General features: G+C 36.4%; 25 protein-coding genes. 8 read left to right on the forward strand and 17 right to left on the reverse strand.

Annotated elements, in window-relative coordinates:
* Positions 1-85: 85 nt before the first annotated feature.
* Entirely contained in the window at positions 86-310 is a 225-nt protein-coding gene (locus tag FRZ67_RS02715) for a hypothetical protein (RefSeq protein ID WP_147188071.1), read from the reverse strand.
* A 170-nt stretch (positions 311-480) separates the two neighbouring features.
* Between FRZ67_RS02715 and FRZ67_RS02720 the strand changes: the two genes are divergently transcribed.
* Positions 481-1,002: a hypothetical protein gene (locus FRZ67_RS02720; RefSeq protein WP_147188072.1), complete on the forward strand. Its 522-nt coding sequence runs from the start codon at positions 481-483 to the stop codon at positions 1,000-1,002.
* Between the two features lie 10 nt (positions 1,003-1,012).
* Here FRZ67_RS02720 and FRZ67_RS02725 read toward each other — a convergent pair whose 3' ends face one another.
* The 3 genes from FRZ67_RS02725 to lepB form a co-directional block, all read right to left on the reverse strand.
* Positions 1,013-1,249, reverse strand: a complete 237-nt coding sequence (locus FRZ67_RS02725; protein WP_147188073.1) for a hypothetical protein — start codon at positions 1,247-1,249, stop codon at positions 1,013-1,015.
* A 133-nt stretch (positions 1,250-1,382) separates the two neighbouring features.
* The gene (locus FRZ67_RS02730) at positions 1,383-1,868 is read right to left on the reverse strand and encodes a cytidine deaminase (RefSeq protein WP_147188074.1); all 486 of its coding nucleotides are present in this window, start codon (positions 1,866-1,868) and stop codon (positions 1,383-1,385) included.
* Between the two features lie 71 nt (positions 1,869-1,939).
* A complete protein-coding gene (gene lepB / locus FRZ67_RS02735) occupies positions 1,940-3,472 on the reverse strand; it encodes a signal peptidase I (RefSeq protein ID WP_147188075.1) in 1,533 nt (510 codons plus the stop codon).
* Between the two features lie 321 nt (positions 3,473-3,793).
* Here lepB and FRZ67_RS02740 point away from each other — a divergent pair, with 321 nt between their 5' ends.
* Positions 3,794-5,770 carry an ABC-F family ATP-binding cassette domain-containing protein gene (locus FRZ67_RS02740; RefSeq protein WP_147188076.1) on the forward strand — a complete coding sequence of 659 codons (1,977 nt, stop codon included), beginning with the start codon at positions 3,794-3,796 and terminating at the stop codon, positions 5,768-5,770.
* A gap of 179 nt (positions 5,771-5,949) precedes the next feature.
* Here the strand turns inward: FRZ67_RS02740 and FRZ67_RS02745 are convergent, their stop codons facing one another.
* The 3 genes from FRZ67_RS02745 to FRZ67_RS02755 all read right to left on the reverse strand — a co-directional run bounded on the left by FRZ67_RS02745 (position 5,950) and on the right by FRZ67_RS02755 (position 9,041).
* A complete protein-coding gene (locus FRZ67_RS02745) occupies positions 5,950-7,071 on the reverse strand; it encodes a UDP-galactopyranose mutase (protein ID WP_147188077.1) in 1,122 nt (373 codons plus the stop codon).
* Between the two features lie 110 nt (positions 7,072-7,181).
* The gene (locus FRZ67_RS02750) at positions 7,182-7,910 is read right to left on the reverse strand and encodes a sugar transferase (RefSeq protein WP_225975485.1); all 729 of its coding nucleotides are present in this window, start codon (positions 7,908-7,910) and stop codon (positions 7,182-7,184) included.
* A 627-nt stretch (positions 7,911-8,537) separates the two neighbouring features.
* Positions 8,538-9,041 carry an Lrp/AsnC family transcriptional regulator gene (locus FRZ67_RS02755; RefSeq protein ID WP_225975486.1) on the reverse strand — a complete coding sequence of 168 codons (504 nt, stop codon included), beginning with the start codon at positions 9,039-9,041 and terminating at the stop codon, positions 8,538-8,540.
* 113 nt (positions 9,042-9,154) lie between these two features.
* On the opposite strand from FRZ67_RS02755, the gene ahcY reads away from it, so the two are divergent.
* From ahcY to FRZ67_RS02775, 4 genes are all read left to right on the forward strand, one after another.
* Positions 9,155-10,480, forward strand: a complete 1,326-nt coding sequence (gene ahcY, locus FRZ67_RS02760) for an adenosylhomocysteinase (RefSeq protein ID WP_147188078.1) — start codon at positions 9,155-9,157, stop codon at positions 10,478-10,480.
* Positions 10,481-10,630: 150 nt separating this feature from the next.
* Positions 10,631-11,110, forward strand: coding sequence for a hypothetical protein (locus tag FRZ67_RS02765; protein WP_147188079.1), 480 nt, complete (start codon positions 10,631-10,633; stop codon positions 11,108-11,110).
* A 195-nt stretch (positions 11,111-11,305) separates the two neighbouring features.
* Positions 11,306-12,283, forward strand: coding sequence for a MerR family transcriptional regulator (locus tag FRZ67_RS02770; protein ID WP_147188080.1), 978 nt, complete (start codon positions 11,306-11,308; stop codon positions 12,281-12,283).
* Positions 12,284-12,347: 64 nt separating this feature from the next.
* Positions 12,348-13,037, forward strand: a complete 690-nt coding sequence (locus FRZ67_RS02775) for a DUF2306 domain-containing protein (protein ID WP_147188081.1) — start codon at positions 12,348-12,350, stop codon at positions 13,035-13,037.
* 21 nt (positions 13,038-13,058) lie between these two features.
* Here FRZ67_RS02775 and FRZ67_RS02780 read toward each other — a convergent pair whose 3' ends face one another.
* The 6 genes from FRZ67_RS02780 to FRZ67_RS02805 all read right to left on the reverse strand — a co-directional run bounded on the left by FRZ67_RS02780 (position 13,059) and on the right by FRZ67_RS02805 (position 18,487).
* Positions 13,059-13,844: a CHAD domain-containing protein gene (locus FRZ67_RS02780; RefSeq protein WP_147188082.1), complete on the reverse strand. Its 786-nt coding sequence runs from the start codon at positions 13,842-13,844 to the stop codon at positions 13,059-13,061.
* 1 nt (position 13,845) lies between these two features.
* Positions 13,846-14,739, reverse strand: coding sequence for an SDR family oxidoreductase (locus FRZ67_RS02785; RefSeq protein ID WP_147188083.1), 894 nt, complete (start codon positions 14,737-14,739; stop codon positions 13,846-13,848).
* A 59-nt stretch (positions 14,740-14,798) separates the two neighbouring features.
* Positions 14,799-15,380: an IS1096 element passenger TnpR family protein gene (locus tag FRZ67_RS02790; RefSeq protein WP_147188084.1), complete on the reverse strand. Its 582-nt coding sequence runs from the start codon at positions 15,378-15,380 to the stop codon at positions 14,799-14,801.
* A 307-nt stretch (positions 15,381-15,687) separates the two neighbouring features.
* The gene (locus tag FRZ67_RS02795) at positions 15,688-17,193 is read right to left on the reverse strand and encodes a CCA tRNA nucleotidyltransferase (protein ID WP_147193022.1); all 1,506 of its coding nucleotides are present in this window, start codon (positions 17,191-17,193) and stop codon (positions 15,688-15,690) included.
* A 129-nt stretch (positions 17,194-17,322) separates the two neighbouring features.
* Positions 17,323-17,760, reverse strand: coding sequence for a hypothetical protein (locus FRZ67_RS02800; protein ID WP_147188085.1), 438 nt, complete (start codon positions 17,758-17,760; stop codon positions 17,323-17,325).
* Positions 17,761-18,049: 289 nt separating this feature from the next.
* Positions 18,050-18,487, reverse strand: a complete 438-nt coding sequence (locus FRZ67_RS02805; protein ID WP_147188086.1) for an SRPBCC family protein — start codon at positions 18,485-18,487, stop codon at positions 18,050-18,052.
* 198 nt (positions 18,488-18,685) lie between these two features.
* Between FRZ67_RS02805 and FRZ67_RS02810 the strand changes: the two genes are divergently transcribed.
* Positions 18,686-19,534: a DUF6089 family protein gene (locus FRZ67_RS02810; RefSeq protein WP_147188087.1), complete on the forward strand. Its 849-nt coding sequence runs from the start codon at positions 18,686-18,688 to the stop codon at positions 19,532-19,534.
* A 64-nt stretch (positions 19,535-19,598) separates the two neighbouring features.
* Here FRZ67_RS02810 and FRZ67_RS02815 read toward each other — a convergent pair whose 3' ends face one another.
* The 4 genes from FRZ67_RS02815 to cobA form a co-directional block, all read right to left on the reverse strand.
* Positions 19,599-20,192: a precorrin-2 dehydrogenase/sirohydrochlorin ferrochelatase family protein gene (locus FRZ67_RS02815; RefSeq protein ID WP_225975488.1), complete on the reverse strand. Its 594-nt coding sequence runs from the start codon at positions 20,190-20,192 to the stop codon at positions 19,599-19,601.
* 225 nt (positions 20,193-20,417) lie between these two features.
* A complete protein-coding gene (gene cysI / locus FRZ67_RS02820; RefSeq protein WP_147188088.1) occupies positions 20,418-22,073 on the reverse strand; it encodes an assimilatory sulfite reductase (NADPH) hemoprotein subunit in 1,656 nt (551 codons plus the stop codon).
* Between the two features lie 225 nt (positions 22,074-22,298).
* On the reverse strand, positions 22,299-24,014 hold the full coding sequence (locus FRZ67_RS02825; RefSeq protein WP_147188089.1) for a diflavin oxidoreductase: 1,716 nt from the start codon (positions 24,012-24,014) through the stop codon (positions 22,299-22,301).
* Positions 23,998-24,852 (reverse strand): uroporphyrinogen-III C-methyltransferase, encoded by an 855-nt coding sequence (gene cobA / locus FRZ67_RS02830; protein WP_147188090.1) that lies wholly within the window; start codon positions 24,850-24,852, stop codon positions 23,998-24,000. The genes FRZ67_RS02825 and cobA overlap by 17 nt, the downstream gene beginning before the upstream one ends.
* A 618-nt stretch (positions 24,853-25,470) precedes the next feature.
* Here cobA and tyrS point away from each other — a divergent pair.
* Positions 25,471-26,748: a tyrosine--tRNA ligase gene (gene tyrS / locus FRZ67_RS02835; protein WP_147188091.1), complete on the forward strand. Its 1,278-nt coding sequence runs from the start codon at positions 25,471-25,473 to the stop codon at positions 26,746-26,748.
* The last annotated feature ends 129 nt before the right edge of the window (positions 26,749-26,877 follow it).

Below are 26,877 nucleotides of genomic sequence, written 5' to 3' on the forward strand. Positions count from 1 at the left end.
TACAAAGTTATACGCAAAGAAAAATATATGGTTCTTAAATAAAAAAGGCGCATCGTTTGATGCGCCATTTCTGTAAACCCGCTATTTAATTGTAAACAGGTTCTTTTGTATTTTCTTTTTCGATCATTTCCAATATTTCTTCCGGAGTTTCGATTACCCCAAAACGTTCACCGCCAACCATCATGATCATGGTTTGCACAACATCATTATAATTCATGCGCCGGATAGTTGAAATATTGTTTGCATTAACTCTTACAGTTGAATCTTCTGTTTCGTCTAAACAATACAATTTAATAATACATGCTTTCATAACTTAACAACTTTGATTAACTTAGCATAGTTACAAAACCATGCCAGAAATACTGCCCTTGCCATTTTGAGGGCTTTGTTATTTGAACACATATACATTTATACCCACCAGGTGGTATTATTGTCGCCCGAAAAAAATTAGATTGCAGCAGGAATAAAATTATTATTACTATGAAAGTATTGTTAGCTACAATAATATTTTGCTGCTACAGTTGTTTTGTAAATGCACAGTCGCTAAAAAAATATGATATAGGCAATTCCGGATGTAAGGCTTATTTCTTTTGCGATCCCGGTAATGCAGTAAAATCATATTCAGAAGATTCTTCAGCGATATACACTATGGAATGTAATGCAGATAATATCCATTATGGCCTTATCTGCGTACAATACAATGATGCCGTTTTGCCTGTACAAGATCCGGAAGGATTGATGCTGCAATATCTTGACTATCTAAAGCAACAATTTAATATCACTGAATCTGCCGGGTATGGTAAAGGCCATACGATGCGTTCAAATGAGAAAGCAACCGGTGTAATTGATTACTGGAAAGATAAGGATGGTGCAGAGTGGAAAATAAAATCGTGGACAGATGGAAATTTTATTGGTTTTATGTACGTGTATAAAGATGGTGAACTGGGTTCAGATAAAAGCACTAAAATTGATTTATTCCTGGATGGCTTTAGGTTTCCTTAGCTGGTTGCAATTATAATTCTTCTTTCCCATTGCGCTGGTAATCCCAATCATCATAGAAGTATTCATCAAATGAATGTTGAGAAGGTTTGCCATGTTTCATAATATTATAACCCATCCATATTACAAGAAAAGGAGAAAGAAAAAACATGAACCATATTACTGTTTCAGAAATACCTGTAAAAGGAGTAACCTGAAAAAAAATAGCATACAAAGTTACTGTCAGTACTATCCATTGAAAGCGTTTCATAAGTGGTGTTTTATATACTTAAAGTTACGATTGTAAATGCTGAATATAGAAAAGAACGTAGAAGCGTGCGACGCAAGTAAAGTATAATAGAAGTTCAAAAGCCGGGCCTAAAAAAAAATCATAAACCACTTTCTTATTTAAGATTTTCGCCGCCAAAACTCAATGGCAGCAAGGCATTTGCCTGTTCAATAACATACACCTTGCCCTGCATGCCACCAAGTATCAAACGTATTGTATGTTGCTGGCGTGATTCAAATTCAACAAGCGCCTGCCTGCACATACCACAGGGCGCAACAGGTTGGGTACTTTCACCATTACGGTTATCGTAACTGATAGCCATTGTTTCTACAGACACGCCTGGATGTTGCGACGCAACTGCCGAAAGCAATACACGTTCTGCACAAATACCTACGGGATAGCTTGCATTTTCCTGGTTGGTGCCTTTTATAAATGAGCCATTGCTCAGTTGTGCAGCAGCACCCACATGAAAATGAGAATAAGGTGCATACGCATTTGCGGTTGCATCTTTTGCCATCTTAAGTAAGACGGCATCTGCATCCGGTAATGTTTCTGCGGAATCATAAACCTTGTAATAAAAAGAAGATTGTTGCTTTTTCATATTACGCAATTTACAAAGCAAAAAGTCTTCAATGCTTTTGCAATGAAGACTTTTACGGTATAACTGAAATATTATTTTATAGATTTAAAGAACCTGTTCCAGCGCGGCCCGTCATTGTAGCTAAACCATATCAATGAAGCTTTACCTACAATATGTGTTTCCGGAACAAAGCCCCAGAAACGGCTGTCCTGGCTTCGGTGGCGGTTGTCACCCATCATCCAGTAGTAATTTAATTTAAAAGTGTAAGTAGTTGCTTCTTTTCCATTGATGATGAATTTGCCATTTTGATTCTCGAATGTGTTATGCTCATACACAGTTATCAATCTTTGGTACAGGTTTATATTGTTTGCACTAAGCGTAACAGTCTCACCTTTCTTAGGGATATGCAGCGGACCAAACCTATCTACACTCCATGGGAAATTTTTATCAAAAGGAAAAATTTCTGCCGGATTAGGAACTGTATCTAAATACATTTTAACCGATTTAAAATTTGGTTGCTTTTTGACTTTCTCCAGATTATCAGGTGTCATGTTCATTACAGATATAGTTTGGGAAAGTTCTCCATAATCGCCATTTTTCTCATATGTTTTGCCATCTTCTGTTACAAACTGGTAACCGAGGTCGTCTTCTAAAAACTCCTGTGTAAAAGGCGTTCCGCTTGTTTCTACCTGATAGTCAGTTTGAGAGTCAGGCGCCACAAAAGCTTTTTCATTGTTCACATACAACACGCCATTACGCACTTCTATTACATCGCCGGGCACACCCACACAACGTTTAATATAATTATCTGTTTTATCCATTGGATGTACCAATATATGATCGCCAAACTGGGCCATCAGCTGATCGCGATTACCATTAAAATCTTTTCTCAACACATCGTAGTATGGATTTTTTGATCCGTAATTCTCCAGGTTAATGATTGTATCTCCGGCAGGAAAATTAAATACTACAACATCATTGCGCTTTACATCAACAAAGCCCAGTAGTCTTGTATAAGGAACCTGAATCCATTTTAGGTAAGATGGTGTTGTAGGTAATGCTGGTAAAGTATTGTGCACAAAAGGAAAACTTATTGGAGTTTGTGGCAATCTTGGCCCATAGCTCAATTTATTTACAAAAAGGAAATCATTCACCAGCAGAGTGCGTTCCATACTGCCTGTAGGAATGGTGTAGGCTTCAAAAATAAAAGTTCGTATGAGTGTTGCAGCAACTACAGCAAATACAGCGGCATCAACCCATTCACGGGCAGCAGATTTCTTGTACATCTTCATAACCTTTTCACCACCCCAGCGAACATCTTTTGAAAATCCAAGATAAGGCAGGTAAATAAAAGGCAGAAACACAGCGGCTGCATGAGCGCCAACACCAAATTTGCCAAAATGCATGGTGTAAATGATGATGATCCAGATTGTTATGAACTGACCTGCAATAGGAATCAATTGCAACCAGAACCAGGTTTTACTGATACCGCATTTTTCAACGATCAGCCATGTATTGTAAAATGGAATAAAAGCTTTTACCGGATCAATGCCCGATTTCTTAAACATACCATATAGTCCAATATGCCATCCTATCGTACCGAGAATAAAAATGATCCAGCCCATTTAGTTGAGTTTAATGGCAGCAAAAATAACATTCTATTAAAGCTTTCAAAATCATTCTGTCCAAAGTTTTCTTAAATAGAATTACCTGAAATGAAAAACCTGCCTATTTATATTAATTTTTTCTTTTTTGAACCTGGCAATATATCCCTGCTTGAACTTTTGTTGCGTCGCACTCTTCAGGTTTCTTTCCATTTGTCGTCAATGTGCCTCAAATGTTACAAATAATGACAATGCAAATACCTTAACTTCTCAATTCATCGGCTATTCACTTATTTAACTTCTCAACTATTGCCTACTTTTGCGCTTCAATTTTTTAAAGCTATGCTCATCGGGTTGAATAATGTTACGTTTGAATTTGGTGCAAGAGTTATTATAGAAAATGCTACCTGGCATATTCTACCAGGAGATCGTGTGGGATTGATTGGCTATAATGGTACGGGTAAATCCACTATACTCAAACTATTGGTTGGTGAATACCTACCCAGTGGCGGCAGCGTAGAAAAAAGCCGGGATACAACCATTGGTTATTTGCATCAGGATTTGCTGAGTTTTGATACCAACGATTCTATTCTTGAAGTGGCTATGGGTGCATTTGAAAGAGTAAAACAGTTAGAGAAAGAGATAGAATTACTCGGCAAAAAAATGGAACTTCCTTCTTTTACCGGTGATGGCCCGGAAGATGAAGCATTATTGCACGAATATTCTGATAAGCTGCATGAAATGGACGTATTGGGCGGGTACAAAATTCATCATAAAACGGAAGAAGTATTACAGGGTCTTGGTTTTGAGAATAATTCATTATTAAGACCATATAAAGAATTCAGCGGTGGATGGCGCATGCGTGTTTTACTTGCAAAAATGATTCTACAACAACCAGATGTCTTGTTGCTCGATGAACCTACCAATCACCTTGACCTTCCTTCTATCGAATGGCTCGAAAAATATTTACAGCATTATAAAGGCAGTGTAGTTATTGTAAGCCATGATAAATTTTTCCTTAACCGCATGGTAAATAAGATTGCTGAAGTTTACCAGCAGGAACTGCATTTATATACCGGCAATTATGATTACTACGAAACAGAAAAAGCAACGCGTATAGAAATGCAGCAACGTGCTTATGAAAACCAACAGGATTATATAAGACAAAATGAGCGATTGGTTGAACGTTTTAGAGCTAAAGCCAGTAAAGCAGCAATGGCACAGAGTATAATGAAGAAACTTGACAAACTGGAAAGAGTTGAACAGGTAGAATTGGAAAGACCAAATTTGCGTATCAATTTTAAAGTAGATAAACAACCAGGTAAAATAATTGCAACGATAAAAGATGCTACCAAAAAATTCGGCGATCTTACTATTGTTGAAAATGCAGAAGCAGAAATAAACCGTGGTGATAAAATTGCATTGATCGGCGCAAATGGCAAAGGGAAATCTACCTTACTTAGAATGATTGCAGGAACGGAAACATTTGATGGCGAAAGGATTTGGGGGCACAATGTTGATGAAAGCTTTTATGCACAACACCAGTTAGAAGCATTAAATATCAACAACACTATTCTTGATGAAATGAAAGAATGCGGCAGTGGAAAAACAGAAATGGAATTGCGTGCTTTAATGGGCTGTTTTCTTTTCAGCGGGGATGATGTTGATAAGAAAATAAAAATATTAAGCGGTGGCGAAAAAGCTAGAGTTGCACTGGCTAAAGTAATAACAGGTAAGGGGAATTTTTTAATGCTTGACGAGCCTACGAACCACCTTGATATGCATAGCGTCGAGTTATTAGCAGAAGCTTTGAATAAGTATGAAGGCACTTCTATATTGGTCAGTCACGATAGATTTTTTATATCCAAAACGGCTAATACAATCTGGGAAATAGTTGATCATGAAATAAAAGTTTTCAATGGTCCGTATAATGAATATGTAGATTGGAAAGAGCGCCTAGCCAAACAAAAAGCCGAAAGCGAAAAACAAAAAGAAGAGATAAAAGAAACACCTGTTTTAAAAATTCAGTCACAACCTGTGCATAATAAACAGGCAATTAGTAGTAATAATACTGACCGTGATCAAAAGAAAGAGTTACAGAAGTTGCAAAAACAATTTAGTAAACTGGAAGAAGATATTAATAAGCTAAATACAACCAAAGCTAATATTGAATCTGATCTTGGGAAGCCCGATATATATGCCGATGTAAAAAGATTTCACCAGTTGGAAACTGATCATAAAAATGTTATGCAAAAAATACAAACAGCTGAAAAGGAATATGAGCAATTGTTTGAAAAGATAATGGCATTAGAAGAATAAAATTTCATTCATAAAAAATAAAAAGCCTGTTCAAAAAAATTGAACAGGTTTTTTTGTTGAATTATTTGCTGTTGTACAAGTGTGCGACGCAATGAACGATGAGGAATGTTGCTAATGCTGGGCTCATAAATAAAAAGACCACCATAGAAGGCGGTCTAAATAATATAATTATGTTCAAACTATGCGGCTGTTTCTTTTATACCTTCTGTTATATTGTATTTCTGCATTATTTCTGTTGCAAAATTCATAGCTCTTCCAATAGCCTGATCCATATCATAATACCTGTATTCACCCAAACGACCACAAATCAACACATCTTTAAGTTCTTCTGCTGCCTGCCTGTATTTTTCATATAAAGCTTTATTGATCTTATCAGGGAATGGATATTCATATTGATGAGGGCTATCCGGCGTAAAAGGTGTTTCATGTGTGAGTAAAGTGCCTTTTACTTTTTTCTTATCATCTTCATGCATGAGATGCTTCCATTCTATAGTGCGAATCCTTGGTTCATCAGCATTTGGATAATTTACCTGTATATAAGGCTGATGTTGCTCTAAATCAGGTAAGTGCTCTACTTTCCTGTTTTGACCCCTGTATTTTAATTTACCATAACTATAACCAAAGAACTCATCCACAGGTCCTGTAAAAATTAAAAGTTTGTTAGCTACAATTTTGTCTCTGTTATGCAGATAATCAAAATTTAGCTCAACAGGGATTTCTCCAATCATATTACGCACCATTTCAGTGTAGCCATTTCTTGGTAATGCATTCCATTTATGATTAGGTGTAAGTGTGGTAACATTTGATTTATTGATTGTTATTCGTGTTGCCAATTCCTTATCCAGATCAACACATTTAACGCCCCATTGCTTCTCAGTATAACCTTTGATAAACAGTTCATACAATTCTCTTGGCATTTTAGCAAGACATGCTTCTTCAAAATTTTTAGGTTCTCCAGTAAACAGATTCCATTCTTTACCAGCAATTTTTTCAATATAAGATTGCTGAACTGGCCAATTGAGATATTCGCCATTTACCCTTGACATTAACACAGAGCTCCAATTGTAGAAATCCGAAAAACGATTTACAAAATTCCATATTTTATCGGAGCCGCAACGAAAATAATGCGGGCCATACTTATGTATCATTGCACCGCTTTCATGCTTATAGTCGTAAACATTTCCTGCTATGTGCTCTTTGCGATCAAGAATAATAACATCTTGGTTATTATCTGCAAGGATTCTTCCAATAGTGCTTCCTGTAAGACCGGAACCAACAATTACAAAGTCAGCTTTAATCATAAGTGGTTAGTTAGATAAGATATGAATGTAAAAATAAACACGCTTGTCCGAATGGGCAAGCGTGTAATTATAAACGTTTTTTTAATATAAAAATTTTATACCGGCATAATTTAATACGCCCCTTCGCCGGTAATTACAACTATTGGTGTTTTGAGCAATATTTTAGCGTCCATTATAAGGCTATAATTTTCGATATACTCAGTATCATGTTCAATCATGAATTCGGCACTTGTGTTATTTATTCTATCGCGAATTTGCCAAAGGCCTGTTATACCCGGACGAACCAGGCAACGTACTTCTTTAAATTCCGGTAAATGCTTAAGCATAAAGGGAACAAGTGGCCTTGGACCAATAATACTCATATCCCCGATAAGTACATTAAATAACTGCGGAAGCTCATCAATGCTGGTTTTACGAATAATCTTCCCGATCCAGGTAATACGTGTATCATTTTTTACTTTGTGAAGAATGCCCTTCTCTTGTCCTGCCAATGCTATTTCATAATCAGATTTTCGGGTACTTTGATCTGATACCATAGACCGAAATTTGAAGCATCTGAAATTAATACCTCTATAGCCAACACGTTCATTAGAATAAAGAACAGGTCCCTTGGAGGTTAATTTGATGATTAAAGCTACAGTAATGAGGATTGGAGAAAAGAAGAGAATGAGTAATGATGAAGCAACTATGTCAAAAATTCGCTTCAACATAACTTGCAATTTTTTTTGTTGAAGTGATTCTTCAATTGATCGCTTTCGCTCAGGATAGGATGTCTCTAAATGAATATGCAGAAGAGATTCATGCACCCCATTTTGTTTTTGTAAAAGGTTTACTTCCATAGATTTGAGTTTTTATTATGGTTTTTACGGGATACGAATTTCAAAGATATGTGATTTGCATATCTTATATTGTAATTTTAAAGATTACTCCCAAGCGAGAAAAATCCTTTTCTCATTTTCCTAATTAGTTTAGAACATTAAAAAATTCATAGGTGCCAAATTAGGAAAATGATAGCATTGGAATTTGTTTTAAAATTCAAATAACTAAATAAATTATTCATGTGTTACGCGAAAACATACAAGCGAAGCAAAAAGAATAATTTTCAGTAGAGTACTGGGAATTACGGATTATTAACCTGAAACCAGAATCAAACTTATTAGCCCATTACTCTGTTCTCATGAACGCAAACATAAGTTATTTATTTTGAAAAAACACAGCCATTATAAAAAACTTTTAGAAATATTTATCACTCTATTTTTTTCTTATGTTCTCAGAAACAATTACATAACTTCTATTTAAGACACAAGTGCTATTTGCCTTAAATTTTACTTATTACTGAAAAAGAATTATAAATAATTGTTGAAAATTAAATTCACTATTATTACTTATTATTTTTTTATACTGTAATTTTATGAGAAGGTATTTGCTTATAAAATATGTGTTAACTGATTTTTATTGGTTAAAAATCAGTTTATTAATACATGCGTTTGTTTTATTATACCCATTACAAACACACTTTGAACATGGCCTATATTCTCACTTTGGCTTAGTTTATTTACATGAAAATCATAATATGCATCCATGTTTTCTATTACGACTTTCAGCATAAAATCAAACTCTCCGGAAATGTTATAACATTCAATTATTTCATTCATTTCTTGTACTGATTTTATAAACTTTGCACCAGCATTCTTGTTGTGTTGCTTTAGGGATACGTAACAGATAACCATCAAGCCCTTTTTTATTTTGGCATAATCTACTAATGTGGCATACTGCTTAATAACTCCATGCTCCTCCATACGTTTAATACGTTCATGAACAGGCGTGGTGCTTAAATGAATTTTTTGTGATATTTCTTTTACAGTAGCCTTTGCATTCTGTTGTAGAATGCGGAGTATAGAAATATCTTTTGAATCCAATATTAAAGAAGTAGTGGGTAATTGTTCTTTTTTCATATTTTTTTCTAACATAAACAGGTATTTTATTCTTTGAAATAAAATTAATATGGAGATTTATTCCAAACTTAATTAAATATCTATTATTTTATCCTGCAACTTTATCTTTGCCATTCAAATTAATTATCATGTCAACTGTAGCAGAAAAAATCGATCTGAGCCTTCCTTACAAAGTGAAGGACCTAAGCCTTGCCGATTGGGGCCGTAAAGAAATTCGTTTAGCAGAAGCAGAAATGCCAGGTCTTATGGCGCTACGCGCCGAATACGGTGCATTGCAACCGTTGAAAGGTGCACGCATTGCAGGTTGCCTACATATGACTATTCAAACTGCCGTTTTAATTGAAACTTTGGTTGCGCTTGGTGCAGAAGTACGTTGGAGTTCCTGCAATATATTTTCTACACAAGATCATGCTGCTGCTGCCATTGCCGCCGCAGGGATCGGCGTGTTTGCATGGAAAGGGCAGTCACTGGAAGAAGCAGACTGGTGCATAGAACAGACTTTGTTTTTTGGTAATACAGGCCATCCTTTAAATATGATACTTGATGATGGGGGTGATCTAACCAACATAGTTTTTGATAAATATCCAGAGCTGATCCAGCACATTAAGGGCTTGAGTGAAGAAACAACAACAGGTGTACATAGATTATACGAGCGCATGGAAAAGGGTACTTTACCCATCCCGGCAATTAATGTTAATGATTCTGTTACGAAATCCAAGTTTGATAATAAATATGGTTGTAAAGAATCACTAGTTGATGCTATTCGACGCGCAACAGATGTAATGCTTGCCGGTAAAGTTGCGGTTGTAGGTGGTTATGGTGATGTAGGCAAAGGTTCCGCAGCCTCATTAGCTGGTGCGGGCTGTCGTGTTATTGTTACGGAAATTGATCCAATTTGCGCTTTACAGGCAGCAATGGATGGTTTTGAAGTAAAGAAAATGATAGACGCAGTAAAAGAAGCAGACATAATTGTTACAGCCTCTGGATGTCGTGATCTGATCACTGAAAAACACTTTCGCGCTATGAAAGACAAAGCAATTGTTTGCAATATTGGCCATTTTGATATTGAAATCGATATCGCATGGTTAAATAACAACTACGGCCAGACAAAAGATACTATCAAGCCACAGGTTGATATTTATAATGTTGATGGAAAAGATATAATCATTCTTGCAGAGGGCCGATTGGTTAATCTTGGTTGCGCAACAGGTCACCCTTCATTTGTTATGAGCAATTCATTTACCAATCAAACTCTTGCCCAGATAGAGTTGTGGACTAATCACGGCAGTTATGAAAACAAAGTGTATGTATTACCCAAGCATCTTGATGAGAAAGTAGCACGTTTGCATCTTTCCAAAATTGGTGTGCAATTAGATGAATTAACTGATGAACAGTCAGCATATTTGGGTATAACAAAAGAAGGTCCTTTTAAACCTGAGCATTACAGATATTAATAAAATTTTTTATCTTAAAATACAACCCATTGCAACGCGCAGTGGGTTTTTTTTATTATTATTCGCTGCTTCTAAAAGTATTTATCAATCAAAATACCTGAATTTAGTAGTTTTACGTTAATGTAAAAGATTTAAGTAAAAAGATAATCCATGAAAAAAAATTCTTTGACGCGTTTTATTTTAGCAGGCTTTCTTATTTCTGTTTTTTCAAATACTGCAGTAGTATCTCCTCATATATTAACGGCAGTTGAGCCACATTTGCTGGTACCAAATGGGTTTTCATTTATCGACTCTTTATATATAATTCTGTTAAGTGCCGGCCTTAGCATTTTGATTTTCGCAATCACATTTAGCATTATTTACATAGTGGCAAAAATCTTTGCAGGTATGCAAAAAAACAAATCATTTTGGTTGCTTATGATTATTGGGATTATTGTGGCTGTTATTGCTGATAAATTTATAAATACCCCACTTGCAAAATATAATGATCAAACTGACTGGATATCTATGATTGCCGCATTTTCGGTCTTAATTAGCATGTCCTCTCAATACCTCTTTTTTATTAATGACGGCACAGAAAATAATATAATTGATTCCGTTAACAATCCGCACTCACAGGCTGCTTTATAATTATACCTTTTTGCTTGTTACAGTAATTCTTACAAAAAGATATTAATAAACCCAGCTTCACTAATAATGTGAAGCTTTCCGTTGCGTCGCACTCTTGTGCTGTTTGCTGTATTTGCAACAAGCTTAAACTTAACCTGCTAAATTATATTACAAAGTACAAGAGTGCGACGCAAGAAAAGATGCCACATTGAACTAATGCCGGAAACATACAAACAAACATTTAATTATTTATTTAATAATAAAATAATCCATGTTATTTTTTTTCAAAATGATCTTTACCTTCATTTAATGGAAAGGTTTACTATTAATGACATTGAGAACTTAACAGGTATAAAAGCACATACACTGCGGATTTGGGAGAAACGATATAATTTTTATAACCCTAAAAGAAAGGAAAGCAATCATCGCTATTATGATAATAATGATTTGAAATATATTTTGAAAGTTGCATATCTCTACCACATTGGTTATAAAATATCAAAGATTACAAAACTGAATAATGAAGAAATAAATAAACTCACATCTTACAAAGAAGCAAATGGCCACGTGGAACAGTTATTTATAAATCGCTTACTGCAACATGCGTTTGAATTTAACAATATTGAGTTTGAGAACACCCTTAACGAAGCAATAGAAATGCTGGGTTTCGAAAAATGTATACTAAAAGTGGTATATTCTTATTTTGAAAAAGTAGGCATGCTTTGGATGAATGACATTGCTGTTCCTGCACAGGAACATTTTTCAAGCAATATTATACGTAACAAAATAATACTGGCAATTGACAAACTTAGATCTTCGCATACAACTGCAGCACCCATTTTGCTGTTTACACCAGAGGGTGAATACCATGAGATACCTCTTTTATTTACCAGCTATTTATTAAAAAAATATAGCAAGCCGTTTATTTATTATGGCATTAACGCGTCGATAAAGGAACTTGAATTATTTGTAATCCAAAAGAAAGCTGATATACTTTTTTTTCATCTTATTACAAATTTTACAAAACAACCAGTCAGTGATTATCTTTTATTACTAAGCGACAGGTTCCCAGGAAAAAAAATAATAATGAGTGGGCCACTTGCCTGCAAAATTGAAGAAACCCCCGATAACAGCCATTTGTTAACTTCCATGGCACATTTATTAAATTTTGCAAAACATGGCCTACCTAACTAATACTTAAAGAATATTTTAATGAACCAAAGCCTGCTGAAATCTTAAATTTGTTCAAAGAATACCCATGAAATCCGTTACCCTCAAAAAGAGCTTACGTATTTTACTTTGGTCATGCATCATCTTCTTTAGCGGTTATTACATTTATGAGAACTGTCTCAGGTATTTCGTGTTTACTCCAAAAAATTATCATTTCGATTTTTTTTGGACACGTAAATATTGGGTTTTTATTCATATAATATTTGGTATGCTTGCTACAATTGTTTCGCCTTTTCAATTTATAACTTTTATAAGAAAGCGTCACTTACGGTTACACAAACTGCTGGGTAGAATATATGTATTTAGTATCTGTATTTCTTCTATTACCTCATTTTATTTGTGTGCCACTACTCCTGAAAATATTTGGTATGCGCTTGGTCTTGGCGGGTTTACAGCTGCATGGTTATTTACCGCAATTATGGGTATGGTATCTGCTTTAAAAGGAAGATTAATACAGCACAAGGCATGGGTAATAAGAAGCTTTGTAGTTACGATAGGTTTCTCCATCTCACGCCTGCTGGAAGATATGATAGTACATGCACATGCAGAAGTGGATAGGGTTGAACGCCTTACAGCATTAAGCTGGATATCATGGATAGTTCCTTTATTGATAACAGAATGGATGCTTATCAGAAACAAAAAAATAAACAACAGTTATAATAATGTTTCTTTTGCAATCAATACAGCCAAAGACGAGCTGCAAACAATAAATCTGTAATTGGGTTGGGGTTGATGTTAATTATCCTTGTATGAGTTGCTTAGAAAGCATTTCTTCTACATTTCTTTCACGGTATTTATGAGAAGAGGTTAGTTTTTCCCACGCCAGATTAAAGTCTATCTGTACATCCATTTCCTGTGAAAGATATACCTGCTTTTGAGAGAAATTATCTTTTATTATTTCAAGATCGTGCCAGAGACCTATATTCTCCTGTAATTTATTATAATAAGCAAAATGCGAATCCTCACTTTCATGTTCATGACGAACCCAGTTATATGCATAGATACGTTGTTTGATAAGTTTTCGTAATTCGTGCCATTCAGTATCGGGTAAATTTCGACGACATAATTTTTCTACCTGTGCGTTAATGTCTGTAAAATATTGTTCGGCTAGAATTTCATTGGTACCATGTACAAATTTTGAAACGACTTCAATGATCTCTTTAAAATCTTCTTTGTATTGTGGAGCATATTTGCGAAAATCTGCAATTAAAAAATCTAGTCTTTCCTTTGGAAAATAAGTGTTTTCGATCACAATGAATTGATGCTTATGCAGCCATTGCTGCAATAACTGACTTTCTCTTATTTCTCCGGCTTTCTGAAAAATGGATCGTAATAAATGAGAGGTTTTTTTTAATTGTTGCTTTGGATATATCGTACCTAAAAATTTAATAATAGCGCGTAATTTCTTTATTTCTACACGCAGGTCATGCATGGATACTTCATCACCATTAAGCTCAAAATCATGAAGGTTATTAAAGAGATTTTTTACCCGTTGAGCAAAATATTTCTCGAGTGGTGTATCCATATCATTGGTTGTTAAAAGTTAGTTCTACGCCTTTTGCAAAATCTACCGGATCATATTGCAACAATTGTTTTGCTTTATCGATCCTTAAACCAGAACGTTTTGCTCTTTGCACAGGTTCTTTAAAAGATTCAGACGTTACATTCTCTATTAATGCTGCATTAAGATTTAAAAATGAAGCAACTGCTATAGCCATATCATACGGCGAAAGCAAATCTTTCCCGGCAAGATGAAAATCTCCGGTTTGTTCTGAATCAATGATAGCTTTTATGCCCTTACAAATATCTTTAACAAATGTTGGTGTTCGCGTTTGGTCACTGACTACCTTAATTGCTTTTCCATGCTCAAGACTGTTTTTAACCCATTGCAGGAAGGTATGTCTTACCCCATCCCAAACAGGACCATAAATAAAAACGGGTCTTACTATAGCATATGACAATCCGCTTTCTTTTACACATTGCTCTGCCATTAGTTTACTTTCTCCATAAAAGTTCAGCGGATCTGTTGTGGCGTCCTCACTATGTGGGCCGTTTTCACCAAAAATAAAATCGGTGGATATATAAATAAATTTTGCCTTTGTGGATACAGCTTTCAATGATTGTAAAAGATTCTTTGTTGCTTCTACATTTTGCTGCAAACAGGCTTCGCGGTTAATGTGGCAATCATCAGGTTTACTGTTTGCCGCAGTATGGATAATAATACCAGGAGAAATATTTCTTACTAATGCATTAACCGCAATCTTATCTGTTAGTTCTACGGGAAAATATTCGAAATGAAATCTTTCCGGAATACGGCAGGCGCCACGACTGCAGGCTATTATGTTATAACCTTTTTCAGCCAGAAAGAGGGTAAGATGTTGCCCCAGAAAGCCATTGGCACCAGTAATAAGTATTTTCATACTGCCAATTTAATAACCTATTGGCAATTAGAAATAATTAATAGAAAGTTTACATTTTATTAATATTCATCAGCACCATCTCCAACGCTAGTATCTTCTGCCCCATCACTAAATTCATCCTCATCTGTTGTTGCAGCTTCTCCTTCCACACCAAAGCCTTCCACACCTTTGGTTAGATCGTATTTTTCTTCAATGTCAGCAAATTTATCACCCAGCAAACTGCGTGTGCCATATTGCTGGGGCCCAATACCTTCTACCCTGCTTACTGATGGATAAGTTAGTCGTGGGTTTTCTTCCTTACTTACATTAATAAGTTCCAGCATGAATGTCCAGTTCTTTACAAAATCATACTGGTAAATAAATTTCTGGTTGGTGTCGCGTATTTCACTGCCAATAGTTGTTTCAGTCATCAGTAATGGCGCAACTTTATATTCTTTATCATACCTGGCAAAAGATATTTCACGTCCACGTAGCCAGTTATCGTTGCTGCGATAAAAAGTAGCCTGGTGTTTACTGTCAAATTCATAGGCCTTCAATATTATGTAATGAAGGTCTTCAAATGTCTGAGTGTGTTTTAACAACACATCTCTGTAAACTGCTTCGTCTTCTTCGAAATAAACCCTGAATTTTAAAATAGCCATTCGATTGTAGGTTTCAGATTTTTGATTCCAGATTTTTGATACTGCTCTCTAACCTGTCTTTTGATAAAAAATAAATGTAAGATTTTTTTTGTTCCTGCTTTCTATTCGCTGGTCATCGCCTGTTGTGTCACTCACTTGTACGTTCGGAGCTTTTATGAGCTGAACGCTTTTAGCACAATGCAAAACATCGCTGACCATTTAGCTTGCTGCGTTAAACTCTATAGTACAAGAGTGCGACGCAACGAGAGCATAATGTTTATTTATAGTCCGGCTCAAAAATATATTTACAAGTCAACGAAAATACAATTTATTCAATGGGTTGCAAATCCAGTTCACCGGCTTTTTGCAACATAAAGCTATAAGCAGCATCAAAATCATTTGCAATAATACCATCAAGAATAGCTTCGCGAATGGCATCTTTTATAAGACCAACATTGCGACCAGGCGGAATACCAAACTTCTGCATGATCAATTCGCCTGTAATGGGCGGCTGCCAGTTGCGCAAATGATCTTTCTCCTCCACTTCTTTTATACGTTGGCGCACTATTTCAAAATTCTGCATGTAACGCTTTACCTTGAATTTGTTTTTGCTGGTTATATCAGCTTCGCATAACATCATCAATGCATCTATATCCTCTCCTGCTTCAAACAACAAACGGCGTACCGCACTGTCTGTGATATTTTCTTTAGTAAGGCTTATCGGCCGCAGGTGAAGCCCCACAAGCTTTTGCACGAAACGCATTTTCTCATTCAGCGGCAGTTTTAATTTTGTAAAAATTTTGGGTACCATTCGTGCGCCAACCACTTCATGTCCATGAAAGGTCCACCCATGACCTTCTTCAAATTTTTTGGTAGCAGGTTTTGCAATGTCGTGCAATAACGCAGACCATCGCAACCACAGGTCGTTTGTTTTTTCGGCAATATTATCAAGCACCTGGAGCGTATGATAAAAATTATCTTTATGTCCTTTCCCATCTACATACTCCGCACCATGCAACAACATCATCTGCGGAAAAATAAGTTGTAACAATCCACTTTTACCCAGCAGATCAAAACCTATAGAAGGTTTTTTGCAAAGCATTATTTTGTTTAATTCATCTGTAACACGCTCTTGAGATACGATTGATATACGCTCTGCATTTTGTTGTATGGCAATAAATGTATTTGTTTCGATGGTAAATTCAAGTTGAGCCGCAAAACGTATAGCACGCATCATCCGCAAAGGATCATCACTAAAAGTTTCTGCGGGCTGCAATGGCGTTTGAATAATGCCGTGCTCAATATCTTTAAGACCATTAAAAGGATCAATAAGTTTTCCAAAGTTTTCTTTGTTCAAACTAATAGCCAGCGCGTTAATGGTAAAATCTCTCCTGTTCTGATCATCTTCAAGTGTGCCTGGCTCAACTATTGGTTTGCGGCTGTTGCGGTTATAGCTTTCTTTGCGGGCACCTACAAATTCAATTTCAAAAGCAAGTTCATCTGTTTCTATATCTATCAGTACAGGCTCTTCTTCATGATCATGAAACAAAGGAACCTCCATAATATTACTAAAGAATCCCGGGATCTTTATTTGAGCTGTGCCAAAATTTTTAAAGAAAGCTACATGTGGTTTTGGCTTAAACCGTTCTGCCACTTTATGAGCTAATGCAATACCATCTCCGAGACAAACAATATCTGCATCTTTTGTGGGACGGTCAATGATCTTATCGCGAACAAAGCCGCCGATAAGGTAACATTCCACATTTAATTCCTGTGCTGCTTTAGCTATCTTTTTAAGTATAAACAATTCCTTATTGTTGCACTGAATATCCATTGCAGCAAAGATAAGAGATGGATTGAAGTGAAGCTTGCTGGTATTAACTAACAAAAAGAGCGCTTGTAGCGCTCTTTAATTTTTCGTGTGATCCATCGGTTGCTCTAAGTGGTGTTCTTCTTTGTTAGCTTATATACCAATATAAACTTTGTCATTTTCGTTACCATTTACTACCATACCATTCTGCATCTGCAACTCGCTGCCTTTTGAATTGTAGGTAAGTGTGTAAGAAACTTCAAGGTGTTCTTTTGAATCAAACACATCGGGAACTTTTACGGTTTGGGCCATTGCTTCCTGCAGTGATGGGTACTGTTTCAGCATTTGTGCATCAAATGTTTTTTCCCAAACTGTCTTGCGGTTTTTCCCATTTACTTTTTCAATAGTAATATGCACCGAAGCCGAAGTACTGTTGTATGCATCTGATGCATAGTTGCCCTCTTTATACAAGGCAAACGAAACACTTTTTTCAACAGGTTTTGCCGGTGTAATTACATCTTTCACCTGTTTGCTCATAGCGGCAATTGCTACCACCACTACAACCGATAACCATAACAAGTGCTTTTTCATGATAAATCATTTTGATAATACAAATGCAAAGTGCGTGACAAAAGAGGTTAATAAATGTTAACCCGGTAATGAATGGATGAAATAGCGTTATGAACGGTAAAATAATAGTGATGAACAACCAAACTCTTTACCAGTTTGACTTACAGGAGAAGTAAATTGTTCGATTTTGATACAAAATTGTAACGAAATGATACATGTTCAGCGTCTTAATTGCAGGGTAAAGAGAAAAATGTATAAGAGTGCGACGCAACAGGAGCTTAATAGCGTCTATATAGTTTGGTGCAAAAGATTATTCTTTTTCGAGATAAATTTTCAATGTTTGTAATACCTGCGGCCAGGTATCTTTTACAGCATTGTAATACCAATCCCATGCCGGCCCTTCTTTATAACCATCCTGTGTAAGATAAAGCGAAACAGCATTTTCAAGTTGTTCTGTATGTATGCTAAGGGCCATAGGGCCAAGTATCGGTAGTTCAGGATTTAAGTATACAAGTTTTTCTATGACGAGCATGTGACCCGGCTGATAGACAGTTATAATACCAGATGATATATAACCGAAGCCATTGCTGTTTATATTCCATGCTAATGTATATAAGCCGCCACTCTGCGGTTGAATAAGGCAGCGCTCCACGTTCCACCATTCTTTTAACATGTGCGGTTGCAGAAATGCATCAATTATTTTTGAGGATGAACTATTGATAGCTATAGATGCTGTTACTTTTTTCATGGGGCAACTCTTACTAAATTTAACGATGGTTAACGGATACCAATTCGAAGCTACGTAAATAATGAGCTTTATAAATTTGGGTTTTATTAACCAAAGAGAAATACTTTTATTTCATCTACATTCGTTGCAGCAGTTGGTTTCATCAAAACATTCATACAGTTAAAGGCAGGCACAATTATTGTCATTGAAGCGTACACTATGAAGAAAATCATTTTATTTTCATTTACCTTATTAGCTGTCTATACTTTACAGGCGCAACGTTTGCATGTAAATTTATTTGGCGGTGTATCAAATTATGGCGGCGATCTTCAGGCGAAAGGTTTTACTTTCAAACAATCCAGGCCAGTTGTTGCGCTAGGACTCAGCTATGAAATTTCAGAGAAATTTTTTATAAGAGGTGAATACTCTTTTACGAATCTTGGTGCAGACGATGCACTTTCCAATAATTATTTTCAAGTAAGACGTAATCTTAACTTTAAAACCGTTTTACAGGAGTTAAACCTTATTGCAGAATACGACATACTCAATAATTATGATCATCAACTGGTGCCTTATGTATTTGCAGGGTTAGGCGTTTTTCAGTTCAGTCCTTACACGTACGATAGTCTTGGAAGAAAACGGTTTTTGCGTGGTCTGCATACGGAAGGCCAAGGCTTAACGAGTTATCCTGACAGGCTTCCCTACAAGAACGTGCAGGTAAATATTCCTTTTGGTGCAGGCGTAAAATTTGCGTTAAGCGATAACATAAGAGTAGGTGCAGAGTTTGGCTTTCGTAAACTGTTTACCGATTATCTTGACGATGTAAGTACTGATTATCCTGATCTTGCATTGTTGGCTCCCAGAAGTGCAGCATTATCTTATCGGGGAGATGAATTAAAGCCACCCATTGCATTCCCCGGCGCCGGTGCACAACGCGGCAATCCTAAAGCAAAAGATAATTATTATTTTCTAATGTTCCGATTGTCTTACAGATTACCTTTTGGCAATATCAAAACAGATGAACACAGCGGCAGTAATCACAGAGGTTGTCCGCCGGTTAGATTATAATTTTTGTGAGCCTGCAGCGGTATATATTGGCATCTCCTGTTGCGTCGCACACTTGTACAGGAGATCATTTTTCATCGATCAATATCTTTGTTATCTCATTTAATTGCTGCACTTTATTCGTAAAATCACCTTTCAGTTTATTTCTTATTTGCTGAAGATTTTCCAGTACTTCTTCCAGTTCACCTGGCAATAATTCATTGAATACTTCTTTCAATCTTTTTGCAACAGTAGGTGATTTTCCGTTTGTTGATATCGCCAGTTTTAAATTTCCTTTTGTAACAATAGAGCCCAGGTAAAAATCGCAGAGTTCAGGTTTGTCTGCAACGTTTATTAGTTTGCCTTTTGCCTTCGCATCTTTCCTAATAATTTCACTTGCAGGAATATCATTAACAGCAGCAATTACCAGATCACAATCATCCAGATAATGTGGTGCGTACTCGCCAACAATTATGCTAATCGTTTCATGCTTTGTTGCTTCTTCTTTGAATGAATCAAAAACTTCTCTTGCAACAACAGTAACTTTTGTTTTTGGTGCGTTGTTTACAATAGCTTGCAGTTTTTCTAATGCAACATTGCCACCACCAATCAACAATACACGCAGTTGTTCGAGTTTAAAAAATACGGGGAAAAGTTTATTAATATTTTCTTCTGCAGCCATAATTGCGGCAAGTTAAAATATTTATTGCTGAATAATGAATAAAGCGTACAAGAGTGCGACGCAACGAAGTTTAAGAAAAATAATACAGTTTGGTACATAAAATAAAATGCATAATTACCGCACCTTGCTCCCTCCCAGGATTGAGAGGGATGCGGGGATTGGTTTATAGTCAACACATGAGAGACGAAATGAAAATTGTTCTCTCGAACAATTAATAAATCTCATTTACACTATCCCTTCACGCATTATGAAATCGCCGAAACTTTCTTTCTCTTCACGCTTCGCTTTAAAGCTTCCCAACAACACATCCAGTTCTTTCAATATGGCAGCCTCATCGAGATTTTCCTTGTAAATTTTATTCAACCTGTAACCATTGGCGTCTGCACCGAGATACATATTATAATGACCTAATGCAGTACCAATAAATCCAATTTCTGAAATATAAGGTCTTGCACAACCGTTAGGGCAACCAGTCATACGAATAGTAATGCCTTCCTCCTGCAAACTATGTTTATTCATCAGCACATCTATCTTATCGATAAGTGATGGTAAATAACGTTGCGCTTCTGCAAGTGCCAGCGGGCAAGTATTTAACGCCACACAAGCCAATGCGTTTTTTCTTAAAGGCGATGCTTTTTCTGTTGTAGCAATAACACCATACCTCGTTAATATCTCATCAACAAAAGCCTTGTCTTCTTCTTTTATGTCGCCGACAATAAGATTCTGATTGGCGGTAAATCTGAACTGTGCTTTACCACTTTCTGCAATATCCAAGCATGCTTTTTTGAATTGCACTTTTTCATCGTCAAGCAATCTTCCATTTTCAACAAACATCGTATAATACCAAAGTCCTTCATGATTTTGTTGCCAACCATACCAATCATCTCTTGTGGTAAACACTGCTTTCTTTGCAGGCTTAAATGTAACACCACTGCGCTTTTCAACTTCTGCTTTAAAAGCATCCACACCCATTCTATCCATTGTGTATTTTAAACGGGATGTTTTTCTATCTGTTCTGTTTCCAAAATCTCTTTGCGTTGTTGCTATATCGTAAACAACTTTTTCAAGATCATCCTTTTCAACATAACCTAACACAGTTCCAAGTCTTGGATAAGTGTCAGGATTACCGTGTGTAGTGCCCATGCCACCACCTGCTGAAATATTAAAACCAATAAGTTTATTGTTTTCTATAATAGCAATTATGCCAACATCATTTGTAAAAATATCTACATCGTTGTATGGCGGAATTGCAATTGCTATTTTGAATTTTCTTGGTAAATAACGATCCTGGTAAAGTTTATCTTCTTCATTTACTTCAAGCAACTTTTCTTCATCAAGCCAAACTTCATAGTATGCTCTTGTTTTCGGAAGCAACAAATAACTTATCTTATCTGCGTACTGAAAAACTTCTTCATGTATCTCAGAAAATTTTGGATGCGCACTCGCAATTACGTTCCTGTTCACATCTCCACATGCTGCAATAGAATCAAGCTTCATTTTATCAAATGCAGCAATGGTGGGCTTTATGTGCGATTTTAAAATTCCATGCAACTGCACTGTTTGCCTTGTTGTAATTTTTATTACACCTGTTGAATGTTCGCCCGCAATATGATGCAACGCAATCCATTCTTCCGGTGTAAGCAATCCGCCAGGCAAACGCAAACGGATCATGAAAGAATATAAACGCTCTAATTTTTTTGATGCACGCTCTTCTCTCCTGTCGCGATCATCCTGCATATACATGCCATGAAATTTAATCAGCGACTGGTCATCTTCACGTATTGCACCCGTATGCTCATCCAACAAACTTTCTTTGAGCGTGCCACGTAAACCATGACTCGCTTTTTTTATTCTTTCGACCGGAGATTCATTCTGCGACATATAATTAATTCTAAGTTGTAAGTAATCTGTAACTATTTTTTGTACTTAACTTTTTTGTTCTTTGGTCATCGCCCGTTGTGCCACTCACTTGTACGTTCTTTATAATATTGAACAAAGTGTTGAAGAGTGCGACGCAACGAAAGCTTCATATTTATTCTAATGTTTGGCTCAAAAAAATCCTACTCAATTATTGCTCACTGTTCGCTGTTCATTATTCTTTGTTCACTAATAAACATCTTTATGATATCTGCCTGCTTCTTTCATTGCATTTAAATATTCCTGTGCAGCTTCTCCACTAATATTTTTTTCCTGCGCAATAATGTTGAACAAAGTTTTCTCTACATCATAGCTCATCGGATCTTTGCAACCACAGATATAGATCTGTGCGCCGCCTTCTATCCATTCAAACAAATCTTTTGCATGTTGCTGCATTTTATGTTGCACATATACTTTTTCTTTCTGATCTCTTGAAAATGCAAGGTTGAGTTTGGTGAGAACACCCGTGTCTCTTAAACCCTGCAGATCTGTTTGATACAGGAAGTCTGTAACAAAATGCTGATCGCCAAAGAACAACCAATTGCGGCCTTCAGCTCCTTGTGCATCACGTTCAAATAAGAAAGAACGAAACGGTGCAATACCAGTGCCAGGTCCAATCATGATCACATCTGTCTTTGTATCGGGTAAACGAAATGCATTATTCTTTTGCACATAAACCTGCAGCGTATCATTTTCTTTTAACTGCGATAAATAATCTGAGCACAAACCAAAACGCTTTTGTCCGTCTACAGAAAAATGATCGCGGCTAACAGTTATATGTACTTCATTCTCTCCATGCGATGCAGGTGAAGAAGCAACAGAATATAATCTTGGCGCAATGGGCTCAAGAATAGCAACCAATTGCTGTACGTTCCATTTTTTATCAGCAGGATAAATACGCAACAGGTCGGCAAGATCCATTTTTATGTTTGGAATTTCTTTACCCGATAAGGAAGCGTAATGTTGTATAATACGCTCCGGCAGATGCTGAATATTTATTTTGGAATTAAATAATTCTTCTGCTTTATAAGTTTGATCGCGGAACTGGAATTCTTCATTGCCTTTCAATGAAAGTAAATCAAGAATTTTCTTCACTGAGGCTGCATTGTTTTTTGCCACAATGCCAATTGCATCACCGGGCTGGTAGCTAATGGCTTCTTCTGTTGCAATTTCTATATGATAAGTTTCTTTATTAGAACCACGATCGTTAAGGTTGATCGTTGTAACAACAGTACCATCATAAAATTTCTTTCCTGTTTTTGCAGGTTTTGATTTTACGCCAGGCGTACCGTTTGTTACTCCGCCTACCGCAAGAGCCGCAGTGATTAATTCATCTATCCACGCATTGGCATCGGCCTCAAAATCTGTATCGCATTTTTTCATTTGTACAATTCTGCGCCCTCCAAGAAAATGTAAACGCTTGTCAACATCTTCACCAGCCTGGCAGAATAAAGGATACGCTGTATCGCCTAATGCAAGCACCGCATATTTTAATTGACTTAATGCCACATCATTCTGATGAATATAATCATAGAATTTTTTTGCAGCGGCTGGTGGTTCTCCATCGCCTTGCGTACTGATGACGACGATCATGTATGATTCTTTGGCAAGATCATTTAAACGATATTGGTCAAGGCTTTTGATCTTTGCCTGCACACCCTGTTTCTTCAAACGATTGCCAAAATCTGTTGCTACTTTTTTTGAATTGCCCGTTTCTGTTCCATATACTATTGTACATGCCGGCATTACAAAAGAAGCATCCTGTACAAATTCATTTGCGGGTGTTTCAACCATTATTGGTTGCCCTGTAAGTGCGGCTATGTAACCGCTGATCCACATCAATTCATCTCTCGATGCGCCCTTCGCCAGCTCGTGTAACATCTGTAATTTAGGCCCTGCTAACATGTTTCTCTTGTATATGATTGATCAATGAAATTAATTCGGGATTATCCTGCAATGGTTTGAAATAATGTTTGCGTTCCTCATTATTTGCCTGCCATTTAAATTGCCTATATAAAGCTGTAACCTTACCCATTATTACCAGTGAAGGGCTTATAAATGATGCAGGTTTTTCTGCTGTTTCAAAACCACCCAATGTATATTCATAGACATATTGTTGCGGCGTTGTAGCCTGCTCAACAATAAGAAATGGAATAGTTGCATCAGCACTATGTTGTAATAATTTATTAACCAGTTGTGGCAGTGCGTTACCGGTCATATAAAACACCAATGTATCTTCAAATGAAGCAAGATGCTTCCATGCTTCATCTGCGATTGCAGTATTTTGGTAATAAGTAAGAACACGAACACCGGTTGATAATCCTCTTGCTGTTAACGGCACACCTGTTGCAGCAGAAGCACCTGACGCAGCAGTAATGCCAGGAATAATTTCGTAAGGAATATTGTTTTCATTTACAGTAATCAGTTCATCCAAAACATTCGAATACAATGCAACATCGCCGCCTTTCAATCTTACCACTGTATTGTAAGCAGATGCAAACTGAACAATCAAATCATTTATTTCATATTGTGGTGTTGAAGATTCACTTCTACCTTGTTTACCTACAGGTATTATAACTGCATTTGGATTTACATATGCTTTCAAAATTTCCTCACTTACCAGGCGGTCAACAATCACCACTTCTGCTATAGATAAAACCTTTGCTGCTTTTATGGTAAGCAAATCTGGATCGCCGGGGCCGGCGCCAATAAAATAAACTGTTCCATATTTTTGCCTACCCATTAGTCCACAATTTTAGTAGATTAAAGTATAAAATAAAAAGCAAGCCCTTTTTCAAATCAAAATACAATGATTTGGTGCAACAAACAGTCAAACACATTACACTTCTATCCTTCAGATTTGTATTTATGTTTGGTAGAATGTTAGTTGGCATTGCCATTGTGTTGAGAATAAATTTGAAAAGGAAATTGCTAAACAATAATATGATCTGCTTCGTAATGTGTATTAACAGCAACACAAACAACAGCGCTTGCAGATCATGAGTTGCATGTGGCAACAAGAATGAAGATGTGTGAGTTTAGCCATTAGTCTACCAGATTGGTGGTGCAAAGAAACAGCAGAATGAATAGTCTACCAAATAAATAGAAAATATTTAGTGAAAAAAAAGCTAACATTTGTTTGAGCAGCAAAGAATTGTTGTAGAACAAGAGTGCGACGCAACAGGAGCTTAATATTTATTCGTATGCCAGGTACAACAAGAAAATATTTATGAGCCAAACAATTTTATTTCAGTGACGCTATGTTGCGTCGCACTCTTGTACGTTCTGTTCTTTATGCGACAATTAACTTTTTGATTGTGATACTAAAATGCAACTGTTACATTTGCGAAAATTTTGATGCATGAACCTGATAGAAGAATTACGTTGGCGTGGATTGATCCAGGATATAATGCCCGGAACAGAAGAACAATTGCAAAAAGAAATGACCAGCGGATATATTGGTTTTGATCCTACTGCGGATAGCTTGCACATTGGCAGCCTTGTTCCAATATTATTACTAGTGCATTTGCAAAAAGCAGGACATAAACCATATGCATTAGTAGGTGGTGCAACGGGCATGGTGGGCGACCCATCAGGAAAAAGCGAAGAAAGAAATCTTTTAAGTGAAGATGTGCTTGCTAAAAACCAGGCTGGTGTAAAAAAACAATTGGAGAAATTTCTTGACTTCGATGCATCCAAACCCAATGCAGCAGTAATGGTGAATAACTACGATTGGTTTAAAGGCATGGGGTTCCTGGAATTTATAAGAGATGCCGGCAAACACATAACCGTAAATTATATGATGGCTAAAGACAGTGTAAAGAAAAGATTGCAAAGTGAGGTTGGTTTAAGCTTTACTGAGTTTACATACCAATTGATACAGGGTTATGATTTTTATTGGTTATACAAAAACAAAAATTGTAAACTGCAGATGGGTGGTAGTGATCAGTGGGGGAATATTACAACAGGTACTGAATTAATTCGCAGAAAAGCTGGTGGTGAAGCATTTGCTTTTACGTGCCCTTTACTGACAAAAGCGGATGGTGGCAAATTTGGTAAAACAGAAAAAGGAAATATTTGGCTGGATGCAGAAAAAACAACGCCTTATCAGTTTTATCAATTCTGGCTTAATGCGACTGACGATGATGCAAAAAAATGGATTAAAATATTTACATTCTTAACAGAAACAGAGATAAATGAATCGATCTCTGCCCATGAAAAAGATGCTGGCCAAAGACTATTGCAAAAAAGACTGGCAAAGGAAGTTACCGTTTTTGTACATGGAGATGAAGCATATAACACAGCCATTGAAACAACAGAAAAACTTTTTGCCAATAAAAATGCTGATGCTGAAAGTTTGAGTATTAACGACCTGGAAAATATGGAAGGCATAATTAAATTTAATTACTCGCAAACAAAAATTGTGTCCGGTATTGATATAGTTACTTTTCTTGCAGAAACAGGCGTTTTTCCAAGCAAGGGAGAGGCAAGAAAAAATATTCAGAATGGAGGAATCAGCGTTAACAGGAAGAAAGTGGAAGATATACAAATGAATATCAATAATGCCACTCTATTGCATAATAAATATATATTGATTCAAAAGGGTAAAAGGAATTATTACCTCGTCTGTGCTGAATAGTGAACAGAATTTACTAGTGAGAGACACAACAAAAGTTTAACAGCAATACTAATGACAGGTATAAAAAATAAAACAGGCAGTTAATAAACACTACTGCCTGTTTTTAGCTTTAATAACCGTCCTTAGTAC

The sequence above is a fragment of the Panacibacter ginsenosidivorans genome, assembly GCF_007971225.1.
Classification (GTDB): Bacteria; Bacteroidota; Bacteroidia; order Chitinophagales; family Chitinophagaceae; genus Panacibacter; species Panacibacter ginsenosidivorans.

Bases quoted from the DNA above. Each gene is read 5' to 3' on its own strand.
- FRZ67_RS02750 (WP_225975485.1), bottom strand. From the start codon at position 7,910: ATGGAAGTAAACCTTTTACAAAAACAAAATGGGGTGCATGAATCTCTT.
- FRZ67_RS02730 (WP_147188074.1), bottom strand. From the start codon at position 1,868: ATGAAAAAGCAACAATCTTCTTTTTATTACAAGGTTTATGATTCCGCA.
- FRZ67_RS02785 (WP_147188083.1), bottom strand. From the start codon at position 14,739: ATGAAAATACTTATTACTGGTGCCAATGGCTTTCTGGGGCAACATCTT.
- FRZ67_RS02800 (WP_147188085.1), bottom strand. From the start codon at position 17,760: ATGAAAAAGCACTTGTTATGGTTATCGGTTGTAGTGGTGGTAGCAATT.
- FRZ67_RS02805 (WP_147188086.1), bottom strand. From the start codon at position 18,487: ATGAAAAAAGTAACAGCATCTATAGCTATCAATAGTTCATCCTCAAAA.
- FRZ67_RS02775 (WP_147188081.1), top strand. From the start codon at position 12,348: ATGAAATCCGTTACCCTCAAAAAGAGCTTACGTATTTTACTTTGGTCA.
- FRZ67_RS02770 (WP_147188080.1), top strand. From the start codon at position 11,306: ATGCCGGAAACATACAAACAAACATTTAATTATTTATTTAATAATAAA.
- ahcY (WP_147188078.1), top strand. From the start codon at position 9,155: ATGTCAACTGTAGCAGAAAAAATCGATCTGAGCCTTCCTTACAAAGTG.
- lepB (WP_147188075.1), bottom strand. From the start codon at position 3,472: ATGGGCTGGATCATTTTTATTCTCGGTACGATAGGATGGCATATTGGA.
- FRZ67_RS02725 (WP_147188073.1), bottom strand. From the start codon at position 1,249: ATGAAACGCTTTCAATGGATAGTACTGACAGTAACTTTGTATGCTATT.
- FRZ67_RS02790 (WP_147188084.1), bottom strand. From the start codon at position 15,380: ATGGCTATTTTAAAATTCAGGGTTTATTTCGAAGAAGACGAAGCAGTT.
- cysI (WP_147188088.1), bottom strand. From the start codon at position 22,073: ATGTCGCAGAATGAATCTCCGGTCGAAAGAATAAAAAAAGCGAGTCAT.
- FRZ67_RS02795 (WP_147193022.1), bottom strand. From the start codon at position 17,193: ATGGATATTCAGTGCAACAATAAGGAATTGTTTATACTTAAAAAGATA.
- FRZ67_RS02715 (WP_147188071.1), bottom strand. From the start codon at position 310: ATGAAAGCATGTATTATTAAATTGTATTGTTTAGACGAAACAGAAGAT.
- FRZ67_RS02765 (WP_147188079.1), top strand. From the start codon at position 10,631: ATGAAAAAAAATTCTTTGACGCGTTTTATTTTAGCAGGCTTTCTTATT.
- FRZ67_RS02825 (WP_147188089.1), bottom strand. From the start codon at position 24,014: ATGTTAGCAGGGCCTAAATTACAGATGTTACACGAGCTGGCGAAGGGC.
- cobA (WP_147188090.1), bottom strand. From the start codon at position 24,852: ATGGGTAGGCAAAAATATGGAACAGTTTATTTTATTGGCGCCGGCCCC.
- FRZ67_RS02815 (WP_225975488.1), bottom strand. From the start codon at position 20,192: ATGGCTGCAGAAGAAAATATTAATAAACTTTTCCCCGTATTTTTTAAA.
- FRZ67_RS02740 (WP_147188076.1), top strand. From the start codon at position 3,794: ATGCTCATCGGGTTGAATAATGTTACGTTTGAATTTGGTGCAAGAGTT.
- FRZ67_RS02720 (WP_147188072.1), top strand. From the start codon at position 481: ATGAAAGTATTGTTAGCTACAATAATATTTTGCTGCTACAGTTGTTTT.
- FRZ67_RS02780 (WP_147188082.1), bottom strand. From the start codon at position 13,844: ATGGATACACCACTCGAGAAATATTTTGCTCAACGGGTAAAAAATCTC.
- FRZ67_RS02810 (WP_147188087.1), top strand. From the start codon at position 18,686: ATGAAGAAAATCATTTTATTTTCATTTACCTTATTAGCTGTCTATACT.
- FRZ67_RS02755 (WP_225975486.1), bottom strand. From the start codon at position 9,041: ATGTTAGAAAAAAATATGAAAAAAGAACAATTACCCACTACTTCTTTA.
- tyrS (WP_147188091.1), top strand. From the start codon at position 25,471: ATGAACCTGATAGAAGAATTACGTTGGCGTGGATTGATCCAGGATATA.
- FRZ67_RS02745 (WP_147188077.1), bottom strand. From the start codon at position 7,071: ATGATTAAAGCTGACTTTGTAATTGTTGGTTCCGGTCTTACAGGAAGC.